Raw genomic sequence first — 14625 nt, forward strand, 5'->3', positions numbered from 1 at the left:
TCAGCCCGTCTTCTCGATTCGCGTGATCCCGCCCATGTAGCCCGCAAGGGCGGGAGGGACGGTGATGGAGCCGTCCTCGTTCTGCCATGTCTCCATGACGGCGATGAGCGCGCGCCCGACAGCCGTGCCCGAACCGTTGAGCGTGTGGACGAAGCGCGGCTCCTTCACGTCCCTCGGCCGGTAGCGGGCGCGCATGCGCCGGGCCTGGAAATCGCCGCAGACCGAGCAGGACGAAATCTCGCGATAGGCGCCCTGCCCCGGCAGCCATACCTCGATGTCGTAGGTCTTCTGCGAGGCGAAGCCCATGTCGCCGGTGCATAGCGTCACGACGCGGTAGTGCAGGTCGAGCTTCTTCAGCACGGCCTCGGCCGCGGCGAGCATGCGCTCGTGCTCCTCGGCGGAGGCCTCCGGCGTCGTGATCGAGACGAGCTCAACCTTCTCAAATTGATGCTGACGCAGCATGCCGCGCGTGTCGCGCCCGGCCGAGCCGGCCTCCGAGCGGAAGCAAGGCGTCAGCGCCGTAAAGCGCTGGGGCAACTCCTCCTCGGAAAGAATTGATTCGCGCACGAGATTCGTCAGCGGCACCTCGGCCGTCGAAATCAGCCAACGATCGTCCGTGGTGCGGAAAAGATCCTCCTCGAACTTAGGCAGTTGACCGACGCCATAGACCGCCTCGTCCCGCACCAGGAGCGGCGGGCTGACCTCGGTGTAGCCGTGCTCTGTGGTGTGCAAGTCGATCATGAACTGGCCGAGGGCGCGCTCAAGCCGGGCGAGTTGCCCCTTGAGCACCACGAAGCGCGCGCCCGAGAGCTTGGCCGCAGCCTCGAAATCCATCTGGCCGAGCGCCTCCCCGAGGTCGAAATGCTCTTTCGGCTGAAAAGCATAGGCCCGCTTGTCGCCATGGCGGTGGCGCTCGACATTGGCGCTCTCGTCCGGCCCGTCCGGGACATCCCCCTTGGGCAGGTTGGGGATGGCGGCGAGCGCGGCATCGAGCTCGGCGATAGCGGCGCGCTCGGCCGTCTCGCCGGCCTGCATCGCATCCTTGAGCGCGGCGACCTCCGCCATCAGCGCTTCGGCCCGCGCCTCGTCCTTCGCCTTCTTCGCCTCGCCGATCTCGCGCGAAAGGGCGTTGCGCCGCTCCTGGGCGGCCTGCAGCCCGGTGATGACGGACCGGCGCTTCTCGTCGAGCGCGATCAGGGCCTCGGCCTGGGCCGGGAGGCCGCGGCGGGCAAGGCCGGCGTCGAAGGCTTGCGGGTTCTCGCGAATGAAACGGATATCGTGCATGGCAATCCGGATCGGCCGATGGACGAGGCAGCGGCCGCTCCGGCGGGCATTGCCGTCAGGCCGCCTCGCGCGCGGCCTCGGCTTCCGCGCGCTTCTTCTCGACCATGCGGACGGAGAAGATGGAAGCCTCGTAAAGGAGCAGCGTCGGCAGGGCAAGGGCGAGCTGGCTGATGACGTCGGGCGGTGTCAAAAGCGCGGCCAGCACGAAGACGAGCACGATGGCGTAGCGCCGCTTGTCCTTCAGGAAGGCGCTGTCGATGAGCCCGGCCCGCGCAAGCAGCGTCAGGATGACAGGTAACTGGAAGCAGATACCGAAGGCGAAGATCAGCGTCATGATGAGCGAGAGGTATTCGCTCACCTTCGGCAGCAGCGTGATCGCGGCCTGGCCGGCCTCGGCGAGTTGTTGCTGGCCGATGGAGAAACGCATCACGATCGGCATGGCGATGAAGAAGACCACCGCCGCACCGAGCAGAAAGAAGATCGGTGTCGCAACGAGATAGGGCAGGAAGGCTTCGCGCTCGTTCTTGTAGAGGCCCGGCGCCACGAACATGTAGATCTGCGCCGCCACCACGGGGAAGGACAGGAAGGCGGCGCCGAACAGCGCGATCTTGATCTGCGTGAACAGATATTCGAGTGGCGCGGTGTAGATGAGCTGGATCTGCGCCTCCGGCCCGGCCGCGAACATGTAAGGCCAGATCAGGACGTTGTAGATCTGCTTCGCGAACAGGAAGCTGAGGAAAAACGTCGCGAGGAAGGCGATGAGCGACTTGATGAGGCGCGAGCGCAGCTCGATCAGATGCTCGATGAGCGGTGCGCGCGTTGCGTCGATGTCTTCCTGACTCATGCGCCGCCCCCGTCAGCCGGAGACGCGACGGTCTTCTTCTTCGTTGTGGTGCGCCGGGCCTTCGATGCCGCCGGCCTGGCGGTTGTCACCTCGGCCTTGGGCTTCGCGGCAACCGTCTTGCTTGTCCGCGGCTTCGCGGCAGCCTTGGCTTCGACGGCCTTGGGCGCCGCGGTCGCGGCGGCCTTCGTCGCGCGCCTCGGCCTGGGCGCCGGCTCGGCCGGTGGTGCAGCCGCCATCGCCTTGGTGGGATCCGGCGCGGCCGGCAGGTCCGGCGGCGGCAGATCGACCAGTTCCGGGCCGGCAGCGGCACCGGCCTTGCCCGTGCCTTGCTTGGCGGCCGCGTCTTCCTTGGCGACGGTGCCCGCGCCCTCGATGGCGCTCTTGATCTCGTTGCGCGCCGTCTCGATGGGGTTGAAAGGCTTGTCGAAGGCCGAGGTCACGTCCTTGACGCTCTCGACGTTGCGCCGGATCTCGTCGAGCTCGGCCTCGCGCATGGCCTCGTTGAACTGGCCCTGGAATTCGCCGGCCATGCGGCGGATCTTCGCCGTCATCTGCCCGATGGCGCGCAGCGTGCGCGGCAGGTCGCGCGGACCGATGACGATGAGCGCGATCGCCCCGACGATGAGAAGCTCGCTCCAACCGATGTCGAACATGGCGCGCTCAACTGCCTGCGTCACGAAGCCAGCGGGATGCTCGCGGCATCCCGACCGGACCTGTTACACGCGATTGTCCCGGATCAACCGGCCTTGCGCTCGCTCGCCTTCGCGTCGACCTCGGCCGTCGGCGTCGCCTTATGCTCAATGACCTTGCCCTTGTCGGACGCCGGCGAAGCCGCAGGCTCGCTGGTGTCGTCCTCGGCCATGCCCTTCTTGAAGGCTTTGATACCCTTCGCGACGTCACCCATCATCTCTGAAATCTTGCCGCGCCCGAAGAGCAGCAGAACGACCAGACCGACGACAATCCAATGCCAGATGCTTGCGCCACCCATAACCTGCTTCTCCACGCGCCGTTCCGGCGTCTTCACGCGCCACGCAGCGCTCTCCCGTCTTCGCCCCGAAACTAGGCTCCCCCCGCGGCGAAAACAAGAACTTCGTCAGGCATGATCGTCACACCCACGTCCTGCCCTTCGTGGAACGGCCCGCCGTTGCGTAACCGGGCCTGCAACGGCCGTTCGAGGCCGTGGAGCGAAATGTGCAGAAGATCGACCTCCCCAAGGAAACACCGCATCGTGATCCGCCCCGGTATGCCTTCCCCGGGGGTACCGACAACGATGCCCTGCGGCCGCACGCAGACGACGGCCTGTCCCTCGGGCTCTCCAGGCGCCGGGAAGGCGCCGAGCGGCGTCATGACCCTTCCTGCTTTCACGTCGCCCGGCAGCTCGTTGAAATCGCAAAAGAAGCGTGCTGCGAACAGGGACTGCGGCCGGCGGTAGAGTTCTTCCGCCGTACCGATCTGCTCCACCTTGCCGCCGCGCATGAGCACGATGCGGTCGGCGATGCGCATCGCCTCCTCCGGATCGTGCGTCACGACGATGGCCGTTGCCCCCGTCTCGCGCATCAAGGCCACCGTCTCGTCACGGATCGCGTCGCGCATGCGCCGGTCGAGGTTTGAGAATGGCTCGTCCATGAGCAGGATGCCGGGACGCGGCGCCACGGCCCGCGCGAGCGCCACGCGCTGCTGCTCGCCGCCCGACAGCATGTGCGGATAATCCTCCGCATAACGGTCGAGCCCGACGCGGGCAAGCGCACGGCGCGCCACCTTTTCCGCCTCTGCTGGCGGCAGGCGGCGCAGCCCGAACATGACATTGCGCAGGTTCGTCAGGTGCGGGAACAGCGCATAGTCCTGAAACATCAAGCCGACGCCGCGCGCCTCCGGCTCCACGAAGGCGTTCGGCCCCGCAACCTCCTGCCCGTCGAGCACCACCCGGCCGGCCGTCGGCCGCTCGATGCCGGCGGCGATGCGCAGCAGCGTCGTCTTGCCGCAACCCGAATGGCCGAGCAGCCCGACGATCTCGCCGGGGTCGGCCGACAGCGACACGCCCGACAACGCCGCCACCTCGCCATAGGCCTGGTGCACATCCTCGATGCTGAGCGAGGACGGGAAGGCCGCCCCCGCCGTGCCGCGCGGCCCCCATTCCCGCCAGGGCCACCGCACCGGCTCACGCATCACGCTGTCGCTCATCACCCATCCGTCACTGGTCACTGTCCGTCAGCGGCTCGTCCACGTCCGGCTCCCGCAGGAAGAAGAGATCCTCCTCCAGCGGATCCTCGTCATCGCGAAGCCCCGGCGCGTCGCTCGGTACCGGCACGGAGAAGCCGGACGGCAGACGCCCCTCGAAGAAACCTGCCCCCTTGAGCTCGTCAAGCCCAGGCAGATCATCGATGCCCTCGAGCCCGAAATGCGCGAGGAAGGCAGGCGTCGTGCCGTAGGTCACCGGCCGGCCGGGCGTGCGGCGCCGGCCGCGCAGACGCACCCATCCGGTTTCGAGCAGCAGGTCGAGCGTGCCGCGCGAGGTGGCGACGCCCCGGATGTCCTCGATCTCGGCCCGCGTCACGGGCTGGTGATAGGCGATGATCGCGAGCGTCTCGAGCGCCGCGCGCGAGAGCTTCTTCGGCTCGGCCAGCTCGCGCGCCAGCAGATAGGACAGGTCCGAGGCGGTGCGGAACATCCAGCCCTGCGCCACCCGCCGCAGGCTGACCCCGCGCCCGGCATAGAGGTGCTGCAGCCGGTCGAGCACGGCGGCGACCTCGACTCCCTTCGGCAGCCGCTCGGCGATGGCCGCCTCGCTCACCGGCTCGCGCGAGGCGAAGAGCAGCGCCTCGGCGATGCGCAGCGCCTGGACGAAGGCTTCGGCAGCCTCGTCGTGCCGGTCGAAGCGCTCGACATTGGCGCTCATGCCACCCCGCCTTCCCCGCTGTCGGATTGCCCCAGGCCGGCACGCCGGCGGATCCACAGCGGCGCGAAGGCGCCGTCCTGGCGCAGGTCGAGCACGCCTTCGCGCACCATCTCGAGGGTGGCCGACAGGGCCGAGGCGCGCACCGTGGCCTGCATGCCGGGCGCCGCGACATAGGCGATGAGGTACTCGTCCAGCGCCGTCCAGTCCTGTGCGCTGCCGACGAGCCGCTCCAGCGCGTCGCGCGCCTCCACCAGCGACCAGACGAAGCGCTTGCGCAACGTCACACGCGCATTCGCCGCCTTCTGGCGCTGGCGGGCATAGGCGTCGAGCAGGTCGTAGAGCGTCGCATCCCAGGTCGGCCGCGCCACCACCGACATCGGCTCGGGCGCCCCGCGGGCGAAGACGTCGCGGCCGAGCTGGTCGAGGTCCGACAGCCGGCGCGCGGCGGCGCGGATGGCTTCGAGCCGCTGCAGACGCAGGGTCAGGGCGCTCGCGAGGTCGGATGCACTCGGCTCGTCGCCCTTCGGCTTCTCGGGCAGCAGCAGGCGGGACTTGAGATAGGCGAGCCAAGCGGCCATGACGAGGTAATCCGCCGCGAGTTCCAGGCGAAGGCGTCGCGCCTCCTCGATAAAGACGATGTACTGCTCCGCAAGGGCGAGAATCGAGATGCGCGCGAGATCGACCTTCTGCCGGCGCGCAAGCTCGAGCAGCAGATCGAGCGGGCCCTCGAAACCATCGACATCGACGATCAGGGCAGGCTCGCTCGTGCCGCGCTCGGCAACCTCCTCGAAGGGCAGTTCGACAACAGACATCAATCAACCGTTGTGCGGGCGATTCTCCAGCCCGAATCAAGTTTCGGCGCCGACGCTGCCCATGGCAAGCGCGGACTTCAGCCGCTCGCGGCCCTCCGCCACATCGAAAGGTTCCGGCTCGTGCGCGAGGCGCGCGAGTGCCGCCGCGGCCCGCGCCCGCGCCATCCCTGCAAGGGTTGGAACCACTTCGGCTACTGTTTTCATCTCCTCGAGCCTGCCGTTGCAATGCAGAACGATATCGCAACCGGCGCGGCTCGCGGCGCGCGCGCGCTCGCCGATGGTGCCGGCGAGCGCATTCATGGAGATGTCGTCGCTCATCAGCAGGCCGCCGAAACCGATCTCCCCGCGGATCACCTCGCCGATCACGCGGCGCGAGACCGTCGCCGGCCGGCGCGGGTCGAGCGCGCGGTAGATGATGTGCGCCGACATGGCGAGCGGCATGTCCGCCAGCACCCGGAAGGGCAGGAAGTCGCTCACCGCCAGATCCTCTCGCACCGCCTCGACCACCGGCAGTGCGTGGTGGCTGTCCGCATTGCCGCGGCCGTGGCCGGGAACGTGCTTGACGACCGGCAGCACGCCGCCGGCAAGAAGCCCCTCCGCGCAGGCGCGGCCGAGCACGGCGACCTCTCGCGCGTCGCGCCCGTACGCCCGGTCGCCGATGACGCTGTCGGCCCCGGGCACCGGCACGTCGAGCACAGGCATGCAATCAACGGTGATGCCGACGGCCCGGAGGTCGTGCGCGATGAGCCGCGCCCCGAGCCGCGCCACCTCGCGCCTGAGCAGGAAGTCGTTGGCCGGCAGGCGGCCGAAGGCCGCGGCGGGCGGATAGGCCGGCCAGTGCGGCGGGGCAAGCCTTTGCACGCGCCCGCCCTCCTGGTCGACGAGCACCGGCGCATCGGCGCGCCCGACGCTCTCGCGCAGGGCGTCCGTCAGCCGCCGCACCTGGTCCGGCGTGTCGACATTGCGCCGAAAGAGGATGAAGCCCCAGGGCTGCGCCTCGCGGAAGAAGGCCGCCTCGTCCGGGCTGAGCACATGGCCGGCACAGCCGGCGATAAAGGCCTTGATCGCCGTCATGTCCGGCATCTCGTCACAGCAGGGATGGTCATGCCGCCGGATCTAGACCAATCCGATCGGCCGAAAAAGTGCGACCATCCGCAACGCGATGCGGCGGCCACCGGGGAGGCGCCGCCGCATGGATGCCGATGATCGGCCGCCCCGTCAGTTGCGGGCCACGAAGCAGTCACCGCCCTGGGACTGGAGCGAAGAGCACAGGTTCGCCGCCTCGTCGCGGCTCATCGGGCCGACGCGCAGGCGATAAACGGTGCGCTCGCCCACCTGCGCCCGCCGGATCATCGGCTCGAAGCTGCCGAGATCGCTGTAGCGGCGCTGCAGCTGGGCGAAGGATTCGCGCGCCGCGGCCTCGCTGGGCCGGGCCGCGAGCTGCACCGCGAAATCGCCGCCGCGCGGCGCGACCGCAGCCGCCGGGCGTGTATCGGGTGCCGGCACGGCCGGTTCAGCGGCAGCAACGCGCGCGGGCTGCGCCGGTTGTGGCTGGGATGCCTGCGGCACGATCGACAGCGGCGCGGTGCGCTGTGCCGGCTGTCGGGGCGGCTCGGCCGCCTGAGGCACGGGCTCCGGCGTGGAAGGCGTCACGACTGCTGCCTCCGGCGCCGGAACGGTCATCGGCGGCCGCTCCGTGGCCTGCGCCCGCGCCGGAGCAGGCTGCCCGCCGCCGATCACGCTGCCGTCGGGCCGCACGGCGACCGTCTTCACGCGCCTGGGATCGCCCAGGCCGGGGATCGACTGGCTGGCCGCCTCGAACCCCTCGGGCATCGTCAGGCGCAGGTCGTCGAGGGCGGGCTGCGCATCGGGTGCGCCACCCCCATTGGCGTTCAGCAACGCATTGACGTCGACCGGCTGCTCCGACTGGCGAACGACATTCGCGTCCGTCGGCTTCTTGGCCGCATCGGCGCGCTCGTAGATCTGCTTGTTCTGGTTGGGGATTTCGACACCGCCGGGGTTCTGCGGCGCGATCTTCGCCGGCTCGGCGGCAGCCTTGATCAGCGGCGGCTCTCCGCCGGCGCCGCCCTCCCCGCCCGTATAATTGAGCGCCAGGGCGACGCCCGCGGCCGCCATGGCCAGGACCGAAGCGACCGCGATCAGGCCCTTGCGGCCGCGCCGCGGCCGGGCGCGCTCCTCGTCGCCCTCGCCGGCATAGCCTTCCTCGACGTAGCCCTGGTCGATGTCGAACGAGCGCGGATCATAGGCACTGACCTGGGCCGGCTGGTACTCGCCATCGTCTGCCTGCTGGGGCATATGTACGGCGGATCGGCCGGCTGGCGCGCCCCAGTCATCGTCCCGGTAGCCGTCGAAACCGCCGGCGGCGGCGTTCTGCGGCGGCAACGTGGAAGCATCTCCGAGCAGCGCCTTTTCGAAGGCTGCCTCGAAGGGATCGGCCACCGGCATGGCGGCGGCAGCGGCCTCCTGCTGCATTCCGCGCAGCGGCACGTCGCCGAAGTCGAAGGCCGGCTCGGCCCGCTGCGGCACTGGCCGCTGCGGCGGGGCGTTGAGGAGATCGCGAAAGGGATCGTCCTGCCCCACGATGCGCGCGAGTTCTGCGAGCGGATCATCCGCGCGGGAGCCGCGCTCATCCTTGGGCGACTGGCGCAGTTGACGCTCCAGGTCGTCGAGATCGAGCAGGAAGCGTGATTTCGCTGTTTCGTTCATGGGCCTTGTCCGCACTCCATGCGCCGACCGCCCATGCAGCCGCACGCAGACCATGACCAGCGCGCCGATCAATCGACCAGCTGACGCGCACCGGCCCCATGCCTACGGCAGCGCGACGCAGGTCGCCTTCAGCGCATCTCTTCGGGCGCGGCCACACCCAGCACCGCAAGACCCGACGCAAGGATCGACCGCACCGCATGCACGAGCGCCAGCCTCGCCAGGGTCGACTTTCGATCGGTTTGATTAACAAACCGTAATTGGGGCGACTCCTTGCCGCGGTTCCATAGACTATGGAACGCGCTGGCGAGATCGTGCAGGTAGAACGCCACCCGGTGCGGTTCATGCGATGCCGCCGCACTCTCGATCATGCGCGGATACTGCGCGATCTGCCTGACGAGATCAATCTCCGCCGCATCGTCGAGAATGGTGAGATCCGCACGCGACAGCGCCACGCCGTTCATGTCGAGATCGGGAAAGGCCTCGGCCGCCTGGCGGAAGACCGATGCGCAGCGCGCGTGGGCATACTGCACGTAGAATACGGGGTTGTCCTTCGACTGCTCGACCACCTTGGCGAGGTCGAAGTCGAGCGGCGCATCGTTCTTGCGGAACAGCATCATGAAGCGCACCGCGTCGCGGCCGACCTCGTCGATGACCTCGCGCAGGGTGACGAAGTCACCCGCCCGCTTCGACATCTTCACCGGCTCGCCGGCGCGCAGCAGCTTGACGAGCTGGCACAGGAGCACGATGACCGCGAGATCCTCGCCACCGATGGCCCGGCCGACCGCCTGAAGGCGCTTCACATAGCCGCCGTGATCGGCGCCGAGCACATAGATGAGCTCGCGGAAGCCCCGCTCGTACTTGTCGCGCATATAGGCAACGTCAGCGGCGAAATAGGTGTAGCTGCCGTCGGACTTCATGAGCGGCCGGTCGATATCGTCGCCGACATCGGTCGCGCGGAAGAGCAACTGCTCGCGGTCTTCCCAGTCCTCCGGCAGTTGGCCCTTCGGTGGCGGCACGCGCCCGCGGTAGACATAGCCGCGCCCTTCGAGGCTCGCGATCGTCTCGGCGATGGCACCGCCGTTCTTGCCGTGCAGGGCGCGCTCGGAAAAGAAGACGTCGTGCACGACGCCGAGCGCGGCGAGGTCGTCGCGGATCATCGCCATCATCGCGTCGATGGCCGCATCGCGCACGATCGGCAGCCACGCGGCCTCGTCCATGTCGACGAGGCTCGCCCCGTGGCGCTCCTTCAGCGCCTCGCCGACCGGCTTGAGGTAATCGCCCGGGTAGAGCCCTTCGGGAATGGCGCCAATGTCCTCGCCGAGCGCCTCGCGATAGCGCAGGAAGGCGGAACGGGCGAGGACCTCGATCTGCGCGCCGGCGTCGTTGATGTAATATTCGCGCGTCACCTCGTGCCCGGCGAAGGCCAGGAGCCCGGCGAGCGCATCGCCGAAGACGGCGCCGCGACCATGGCCGACATGCATGGGCCCGGTGGGGTTGGCCGAGACATATTCGACGTTGACCGGCTTGCCGGTCCTCGCAGCGCCGCGGCCGAAATCGGTGCCGAGGCCGGCGACCGCCCGCAGCACGTCCTGATAGACGGCGGGCGCGAGGCGCAGGTTGATGAAGCCCGGCCCCGCGATCTCGACGGCGGTGACGCCCTCCTCCCGCTGCAGCTCCTCGGCGACGAGGGCCGCGAGCGCGCGCGGATTGGTGCCGGCCGGCTTGGCGAGCACCATGGCGGCATTGGTGGCGAGGTCGCCGTGGGCGGGATCGCGCGGCGGCTCGACGACGACGCGCGACAGATCGAGCCCCTCAGGCAGCTTGCCCGCGGCGACGAGCCGCTCGATCGCGCCGGCGAGGCGGCGCTGGTACGCGTCGAAGATGTTCATGGCCGTCCTTGAGACAACATAAGCCGCGCCGACAGGGGCGCCCTTCCGAAGGCGGCGCCCTAGCGCAATTCCGGTGTTGCGTCAAACAGGCGGCGGTGCTCCTGCAGGGCATAGCCGTCCGTCATGCCGGCGATATAGTCCGCGACGCGCCGGGCGACGCGCGGCTCCTCCTCCCGGGCTCGGTCGAGCCGCCATTCCTCCGGCATCAGCTGCGGCTCGCGCACGAATTTGCCGAAGAGATCGCGCACCACCGCCTCCGCCTCCCGCCGCACGCGCATGACGCGCTGATGGCGGTACATGTTCGGGTAGAGGAAGCCCTTGATGGCCTCGTCGGCCGCCGCCATGGCCGGCGAGAAGGCGACGACCTGCAAGCCCGCCCGGCGGATGGCATCCGCATCGGCCGGGGCGAGGCGCGCCAGGCGCCGGCCGCTCTCGGCGATCACATCCTCGACAAAACGGGTGATCACCCGGCGCACGAGTTCGTGAATGACGCGCGGGCGTTCGAGCCCCGGATAGCGGCGGGCGATGTCGTCGAGCAGCTCGGCGAGGAACGGCACCGCCCTGAGGTCGTCGAGCGCGAAGAGCTCGGCCCTGAGGCCGTCGTCGATATCGTGTGCGTCATAGGCGATGTCGTCGGCGATGGCGGCGGCCTGCGCCTCGCCGCCGGCATGGGTCGCGAGCCACAGGTCGTCGCGCTCGTTGTATTCCGTGATGGCGCCCGGCACGCCGCGCTCACCATAGCGGCCGAAGGGCCGGCCGTCCGCATCGACGAGCGGGCCGTTGTGCTTGACGAGCCCCTCGAGCGTCTCCCAGGTCAGGTTGAGGCCGTCGAAGGTGGCGTAGCGCCGCTCGAGCCGGGTGACGATGCGCAGGGCCTGGGCGTTGTGGTCGAAACCGCCGAAACCCTCCATGCAGGCATCGAGCGCGTCCTCGCCCGTATGGCCGAAGGGCGTATGGCCGAGGTCGTGCGAGAGGGCGAGCGCCTCGGCGAGATCCTCGTCGAGCCCCAGCGAGCGGGCGATGGCGCGGGCGATCTGGCTCACCTCGATGGAGTGGGTGAGCCGCGTGCGGTAGTGGTCGCCCTCGTGATAGACGAAGACCTGCGTCTTGTGCTTCAGACGCCGGAAGGCGGTGGAATGGATGATGCGGTCGCGGTCGCGCTGGAACTCGCTGCGCGTCGGCGACGTCTCTTCCCGGATCAGCCGGCCGCGGCTCGCCGCCGGATCGCAGGCATAGGGTGCGCGCCAACGCTCGCCGTGCGCTTGCATGTCTGGCTCCCTGTTGCGGCGGACGCCGACCGCACTTACCTTTTCAGTGAATGGCGAGGCAAGCCTCGCGGCACGGATATGAACGGATCTTGCCTGAGATGTCGGCAATTACTGTGACGGAGCGCGCCGCCAGGCGCATCAAGGAGGTGCTGAAGGGGGAACCCGAAGGCAGCATGCTGCGCATCAGCGTCAACGGCGGCGGCTGCTCGGGCTTTCAGTACGCCTTCGATATCGAGCGCAACAGCAGCGACGACGACGTGATCGTGGAGCGCGACGGCGCGGCCGTCGTCGTCGATTCCGTCTCCCTGCAATATATCGACGGCTCGGTGGTCGATTTCGTCGACGACCTCATCGGCCAGTCCTTCAAGATCGAGAACCCGCACGCCACCGCCTCCTGCGGCTGCGGCACGTCCTTCTCGCTCTGATCCGACGTCCCCTGCCGGCGGGCGGACAATCTCGACGCGAGCCGGACAGCGGCGCGCGCCGACGCTGCGCTGGCGCACATCGAATGGTAACCTCGCTCCTCTAGATGAACGGGCAATCGTTGATCAGGAGCTCCCTATGACATCCGCAGTTCGCCCCGCCAGGCCCGTTTTCAGCGCACGCAGGCGCCGGAACATCCTTCTTGCCGGCGCGGCGGCGATCGCGCTCGTCGGCGCCTTGCCGGTGGCGGACGAATTCACCGCATGGCGGCTGTCGCGGATCCTGGCGCCCGCCGGAACGGTCGATGCCGTTTCCGGTGCGCTGTTCGGCCCCCTCGCCGTCGACGGCCTCCGTCTCGCCACGCCGGGCGCGACGATCTCGATCGACCGCATCGTGCTGCCGGGCCGGGGCCTTCTCGGCAGCTCCGCTCTTGCCGCGGGCGACGTGACGCTCGAAGGCGTCTCTGTCGTGCTCGACGGCCTGACCCTCCGCATGCCGCGCATCCTCGTCTCGGGGACGGACCTCGACCAGGCGACGATTGCCCGCATCTTCGACAAGGCGGCGACGCAGCCCTTATCCGAGCGGCTCGCTGCCCTGACCGCAAGCGCGGTGCGCATCCCCGAGCTGACGATGGAGCAGACCGTCGGCGACATGCAGCAGACGGTGACCTATCACGACATCGAGATGCGCGACATCAGGGCAGGCGTCATCTCTGCCATCGCCGTCCCGCGCGCCACGATGCGGATTGACGGGAAGAAGGAGGGGCTGACCACCGGCTCCGTGGGTCCGATCACCATCGACGATTTCGACACGGTGCAGACAGCCCGCGTCTATGGCGAGAAGGCCGGCCCGGGCGACACCGAGCCGAAGCGGCTTTACGGCGCCTTCAGCGTCGAGAACTTCAGCATGCGCGATGCGAAGGGCAACGAGGTCGGTGTCGCGCGCATCTCCGGCCGCGACTTCAAGGCGCGCCCGACGGCCGATTCCTGGCTCGGCACCATCGACGCGCTCGGCAAGGTGGACGACTTCGAGAAGCTGTCATCCGCGGAGCGCAAGGCCTTCTTCATGCGCCTCGTCGACATGATGACGGCTTTCGAGATCGGCGGCTTCGAGGCTTCCGGGTTCACCTTCAAGGGCAAGGACGAGAAGAAGGGCGAGCCGATCGACGGCGAGATGGAGCGCATCGCCATGAGCGCCGATGCGACCGGCCCCAGCTTCTCGGTCACCGGCATGCGCTTCGTCACGCCGGATGCCGAAATGCGCTTCGGCGGCATGAGCTTCTCCGAAATCGTCTGGCGCCCGATGCTGGAGCGGCTGAAAGAGGCGCTCGCCGCACCCGATACGGATTTCGAGGATCTCGACGCCCGGAAATTCGTGCCCCTGATCGGCCATGCCCGCATCGAGGCCATCGACATCGACATCCCGGCCGACGAGGACGAGCCGCGCCGCGGCAAGGACAAGCGGGCCGTGAAGGCCGGCGAGCGGATCAAGATGGCGATCGGCGCCATCGACCTCAAGGCCGGCAATATCGTCGACGACATCCCGACCGAACTCGGCGCGCGCGTTGACCATTTCGCCATGGCCCTGCCCGCGGGCACCGACAAGGACGGGCTCAAGGAGCTGCGCGCCATGGGCTATGAGGCGCTCGACCTGTCGTTCGCCCTCGATGCCGCCTGGGCGCCGGACAAGCAGGAACTCGCCGTCAAGACTTTGTCGTTCAACGGCAAGGACATGGGTGCCGTGACGCTCTCGGCCCTCCTCGGCAATGTCACGAAGGACATCTTTTCGTCGGACGAGGCCATCCAGCAGGTCGCCCTCATGTCGGCGACGGCGAAGCGCCTGTCATTCGCCGTCGAGAATGGCGGCATCTTCGAGCGCTTCCTGGAGCAGGAGGCGAAGAAGCAGAAGCGCAAGCCGGACGACCTGCGCAAGGAATACGGCATGGGCGCCGCCATCGTCGTGCCTGCCTTCCTCGGCAATTCCGAGGGCGCACGGACGCTCGCCAATGCCGTGGCGCGCTTCGTCGCCAAGCCCGGCGCGCTCAACGTCACGGCAACCGCCAACAACGCGGGCGGCCTCGGCCTCGCCGACTTCGCCGCCGCTGGCGGCGAACCCGCGACATTGTTCGAGCAGGTGACGATCGAGGCCAAGGCAGAATAGGCCTCGGCAGCGCCGGGCACAGCGGCGCGATGCCATCTGCGAACGGCAGCGACGCGGGATGGTAAGCGCAACTTCTCCCTCGTCATGGCCGGGCTTGTCCAACGCAAGTCGGGCTTGCCCAACTTGCGTCACTGCAAAGAGACGCGAGGCGCGCTGCTGTTGCCATCCACGTCTTGTGCGCTCGTGCCAGCCTCTCGGCGTGGATGCCCGCGCTCGTCGCGGGCATCCACGCCGCGGCGCTGCCGCGAGGCTGGAAACCCGATGGTCCAGCAACTCACGCTTTGGCGGTGACGAGCCCCAGCCATAGCAGGGAGAGCCGTCG

At 68.7% G+C, this 14625-nt stretch carries 13 protein-coding genes; 2 read left to right on the forward strand and 11 right to left on the reverse strand.

Annotated features, from left to right (window positions below):
• The 11 genes from serS to BOQ54_RS10505 all read right to left on the reverse strand — a co-directional run bounded on the left by serS (window position 1) and on the right by BOQ54_RS10505 (window position 11720).
• Window positions 1-1284: a serine--tRNA ligase gene (gene serS / locus BOQ54_RS10455; protein ID WP_083585957.1), complete on the reverse strand. Its 1284-nt coding sequence runs from the start codon at window positions 1282-1284 to the stop codon at window positions 1-3.
• Window positions 1285-1339: 55 nt separating this feature from the next.
• Window positions 1340-2128 (reverse strand): twin-arginine translocase subunit TatC, encoded by a 789-nt coding sequence (gene tatC, locus BOQ54_RS10460; RefSeq protein WP_055458132.1) that lies wholly within the window; start codon window positions 2126-2128, stop codon window positions 1340-1342.
• Window positions 2125-2781 (reverse strand): Sec-independent protein translocase protein TatB, encoded by a 657-nt coding sequence (tatB, locus tag BOQ54_RS10465; protein ID WP_071923860.1) that lies wholly within the window; start codon window positions 2779-2781, stop codon window positions 2125-2127. The genes tatC and tatB overlap by 4 nt, the downstream gene beginning before the upstream one ends.
• Before the next feature lie 83 nt (window positions 2782-2864).
• A complete protein-coding gene (locus tag BOQ54_RS10470; protein WP_055458130.1) occupies window positions 2865-3116 on the reverse strand; it encodes a twin-arginine translocase TatA/TatE family subunit in 252 nt (83 codons plus the stop codon).
• A gap of 71 nt (window positions 3117-3187) precedes the next feature.
• A complete protein-coding gene (locus BOQ54_RS10475; protein WP_186437974.1) occupies window positions 3188-4309 on the reverse strand; it encodes an ABC transporter ATP-binding protein in 1122 nt (373 codons plus the stop codon).
• 10 nt (window positions 4310-4319) lie between these two features.
• Complete coding sequence (scpB, locus tag BOQ54_RS10480; RefSeq protein WP_071923861.1) at window positions 4320-5024, reverse strand: SMC-Scp complex subunit ScpB; 705 nt, start codon at window positions 5022-5024, stop codon at window positions 4320-4322.
• Entirely contained in the window at window positions 5021-5836 is an 816-nt protein-coding gene (locus BOQ54_RS10485; RefSeq protein ID WP_071923862.1) for a segregation and condensation protein A, read from the reverse strand. The genes scpB and BOQ54_RS10485 overlap by 4 nt, the downstream gene beginning before the upstream one ends.
• A gap of 36 nt (window positions 5837-5872) precedes the next feature.
• Window positions 5873-6919: a beta-N-acetylhexosaminidase gene (gene nagZ, locus BOQ54_RS10490; protein ID WP_145979755.1), complete on the reverse strand. Its 1047-nt coding sequence runs from the start codon at window positions 6917-6919 to the stop codon at window positions 5873-5875.
• A 135-nt stretch (window positions 6920-7054) separates the two neighbouring features.
• Window positions 7055-8563, reverse strand: coding sequence for an SPOR domain-containing protein (locus BOQ54_RS10495; RefSeq protein ID WP_071923864.1), 1509 nt, complete (start codon window positions 8561-8563; stop codon window positions 7055-7057).
• Between the two features lie 128 nt (window positions 8564-8691).
• Window positions 8692-10452 (reverse strand): arginine--tRNA ligase, encoded by a 1761-nt coding sequence (argS, locus tag BOQ54_RS10500; protein WP_055458126.1) that lies wholly within the window; start codon window positions 10450-10452, stop codon window positions 8692-8694.
• A 59-nt stretch (window positions 10453-10511) separates the two neighbouring features.
• Window positions 10512-11720: a deoxyguanosinetriphosphate triphosphohydrolase gene (locus BOQ54_RS10505; RefSeq protein WP_055458125.1), complete on the reverse strand. Its 1209-nt coding sequence runs from the start codon at window positions 11718-11720 to the stop codon at window positions 10512-10514.
• Between the two features lie 98 nt (window positions 11721-11818).
• On the opposite strand from BOQ54_RS10505, the gene erpA reads away from it, so the two are divergent.
• Both erpA and BOQ54_RS10515 read left to right on the forward strand, forming a co-directional pair.
• Window positions 11819-12145 (forward strand): iron-sulfur cluster insertion protein ErpA, encoded by a 327-nt coding sequence (gene erpA, locus BOQ54_RS10510; RefSeq protein WP_055458124.1) that lies wholly within the window; start codon window positions 11819-11821, stop codon window positions 12143-12145.
• A gap of 136 nt (window positions 12146-12281) precedes the next feature.
• The gene (locus BOQ54_RS10515; RefSeq protein WP_071923865.1) at window positions 12282-14303 is read left to right on the forward strand and encodes a hypothetical protein; all 2022 of its coding nucleotides are present in this window, start codon (window positions 12282-12284) and stop codon (window positions 14301-14303) included.
• Window positions 14304-14625 lie beyond the last annotated feature (322 nt).

This window comes from Chelatococcus daeguensis (genome assembly GCF_001887265.1).
Classification (GTDB): Bacteria; Pseudomonadota; Alphaproteobacteria; order Rhizobiales; family Beijerinckiaceae; genus Chelatococcus_A; species Chelatococcus_A sambhunathii.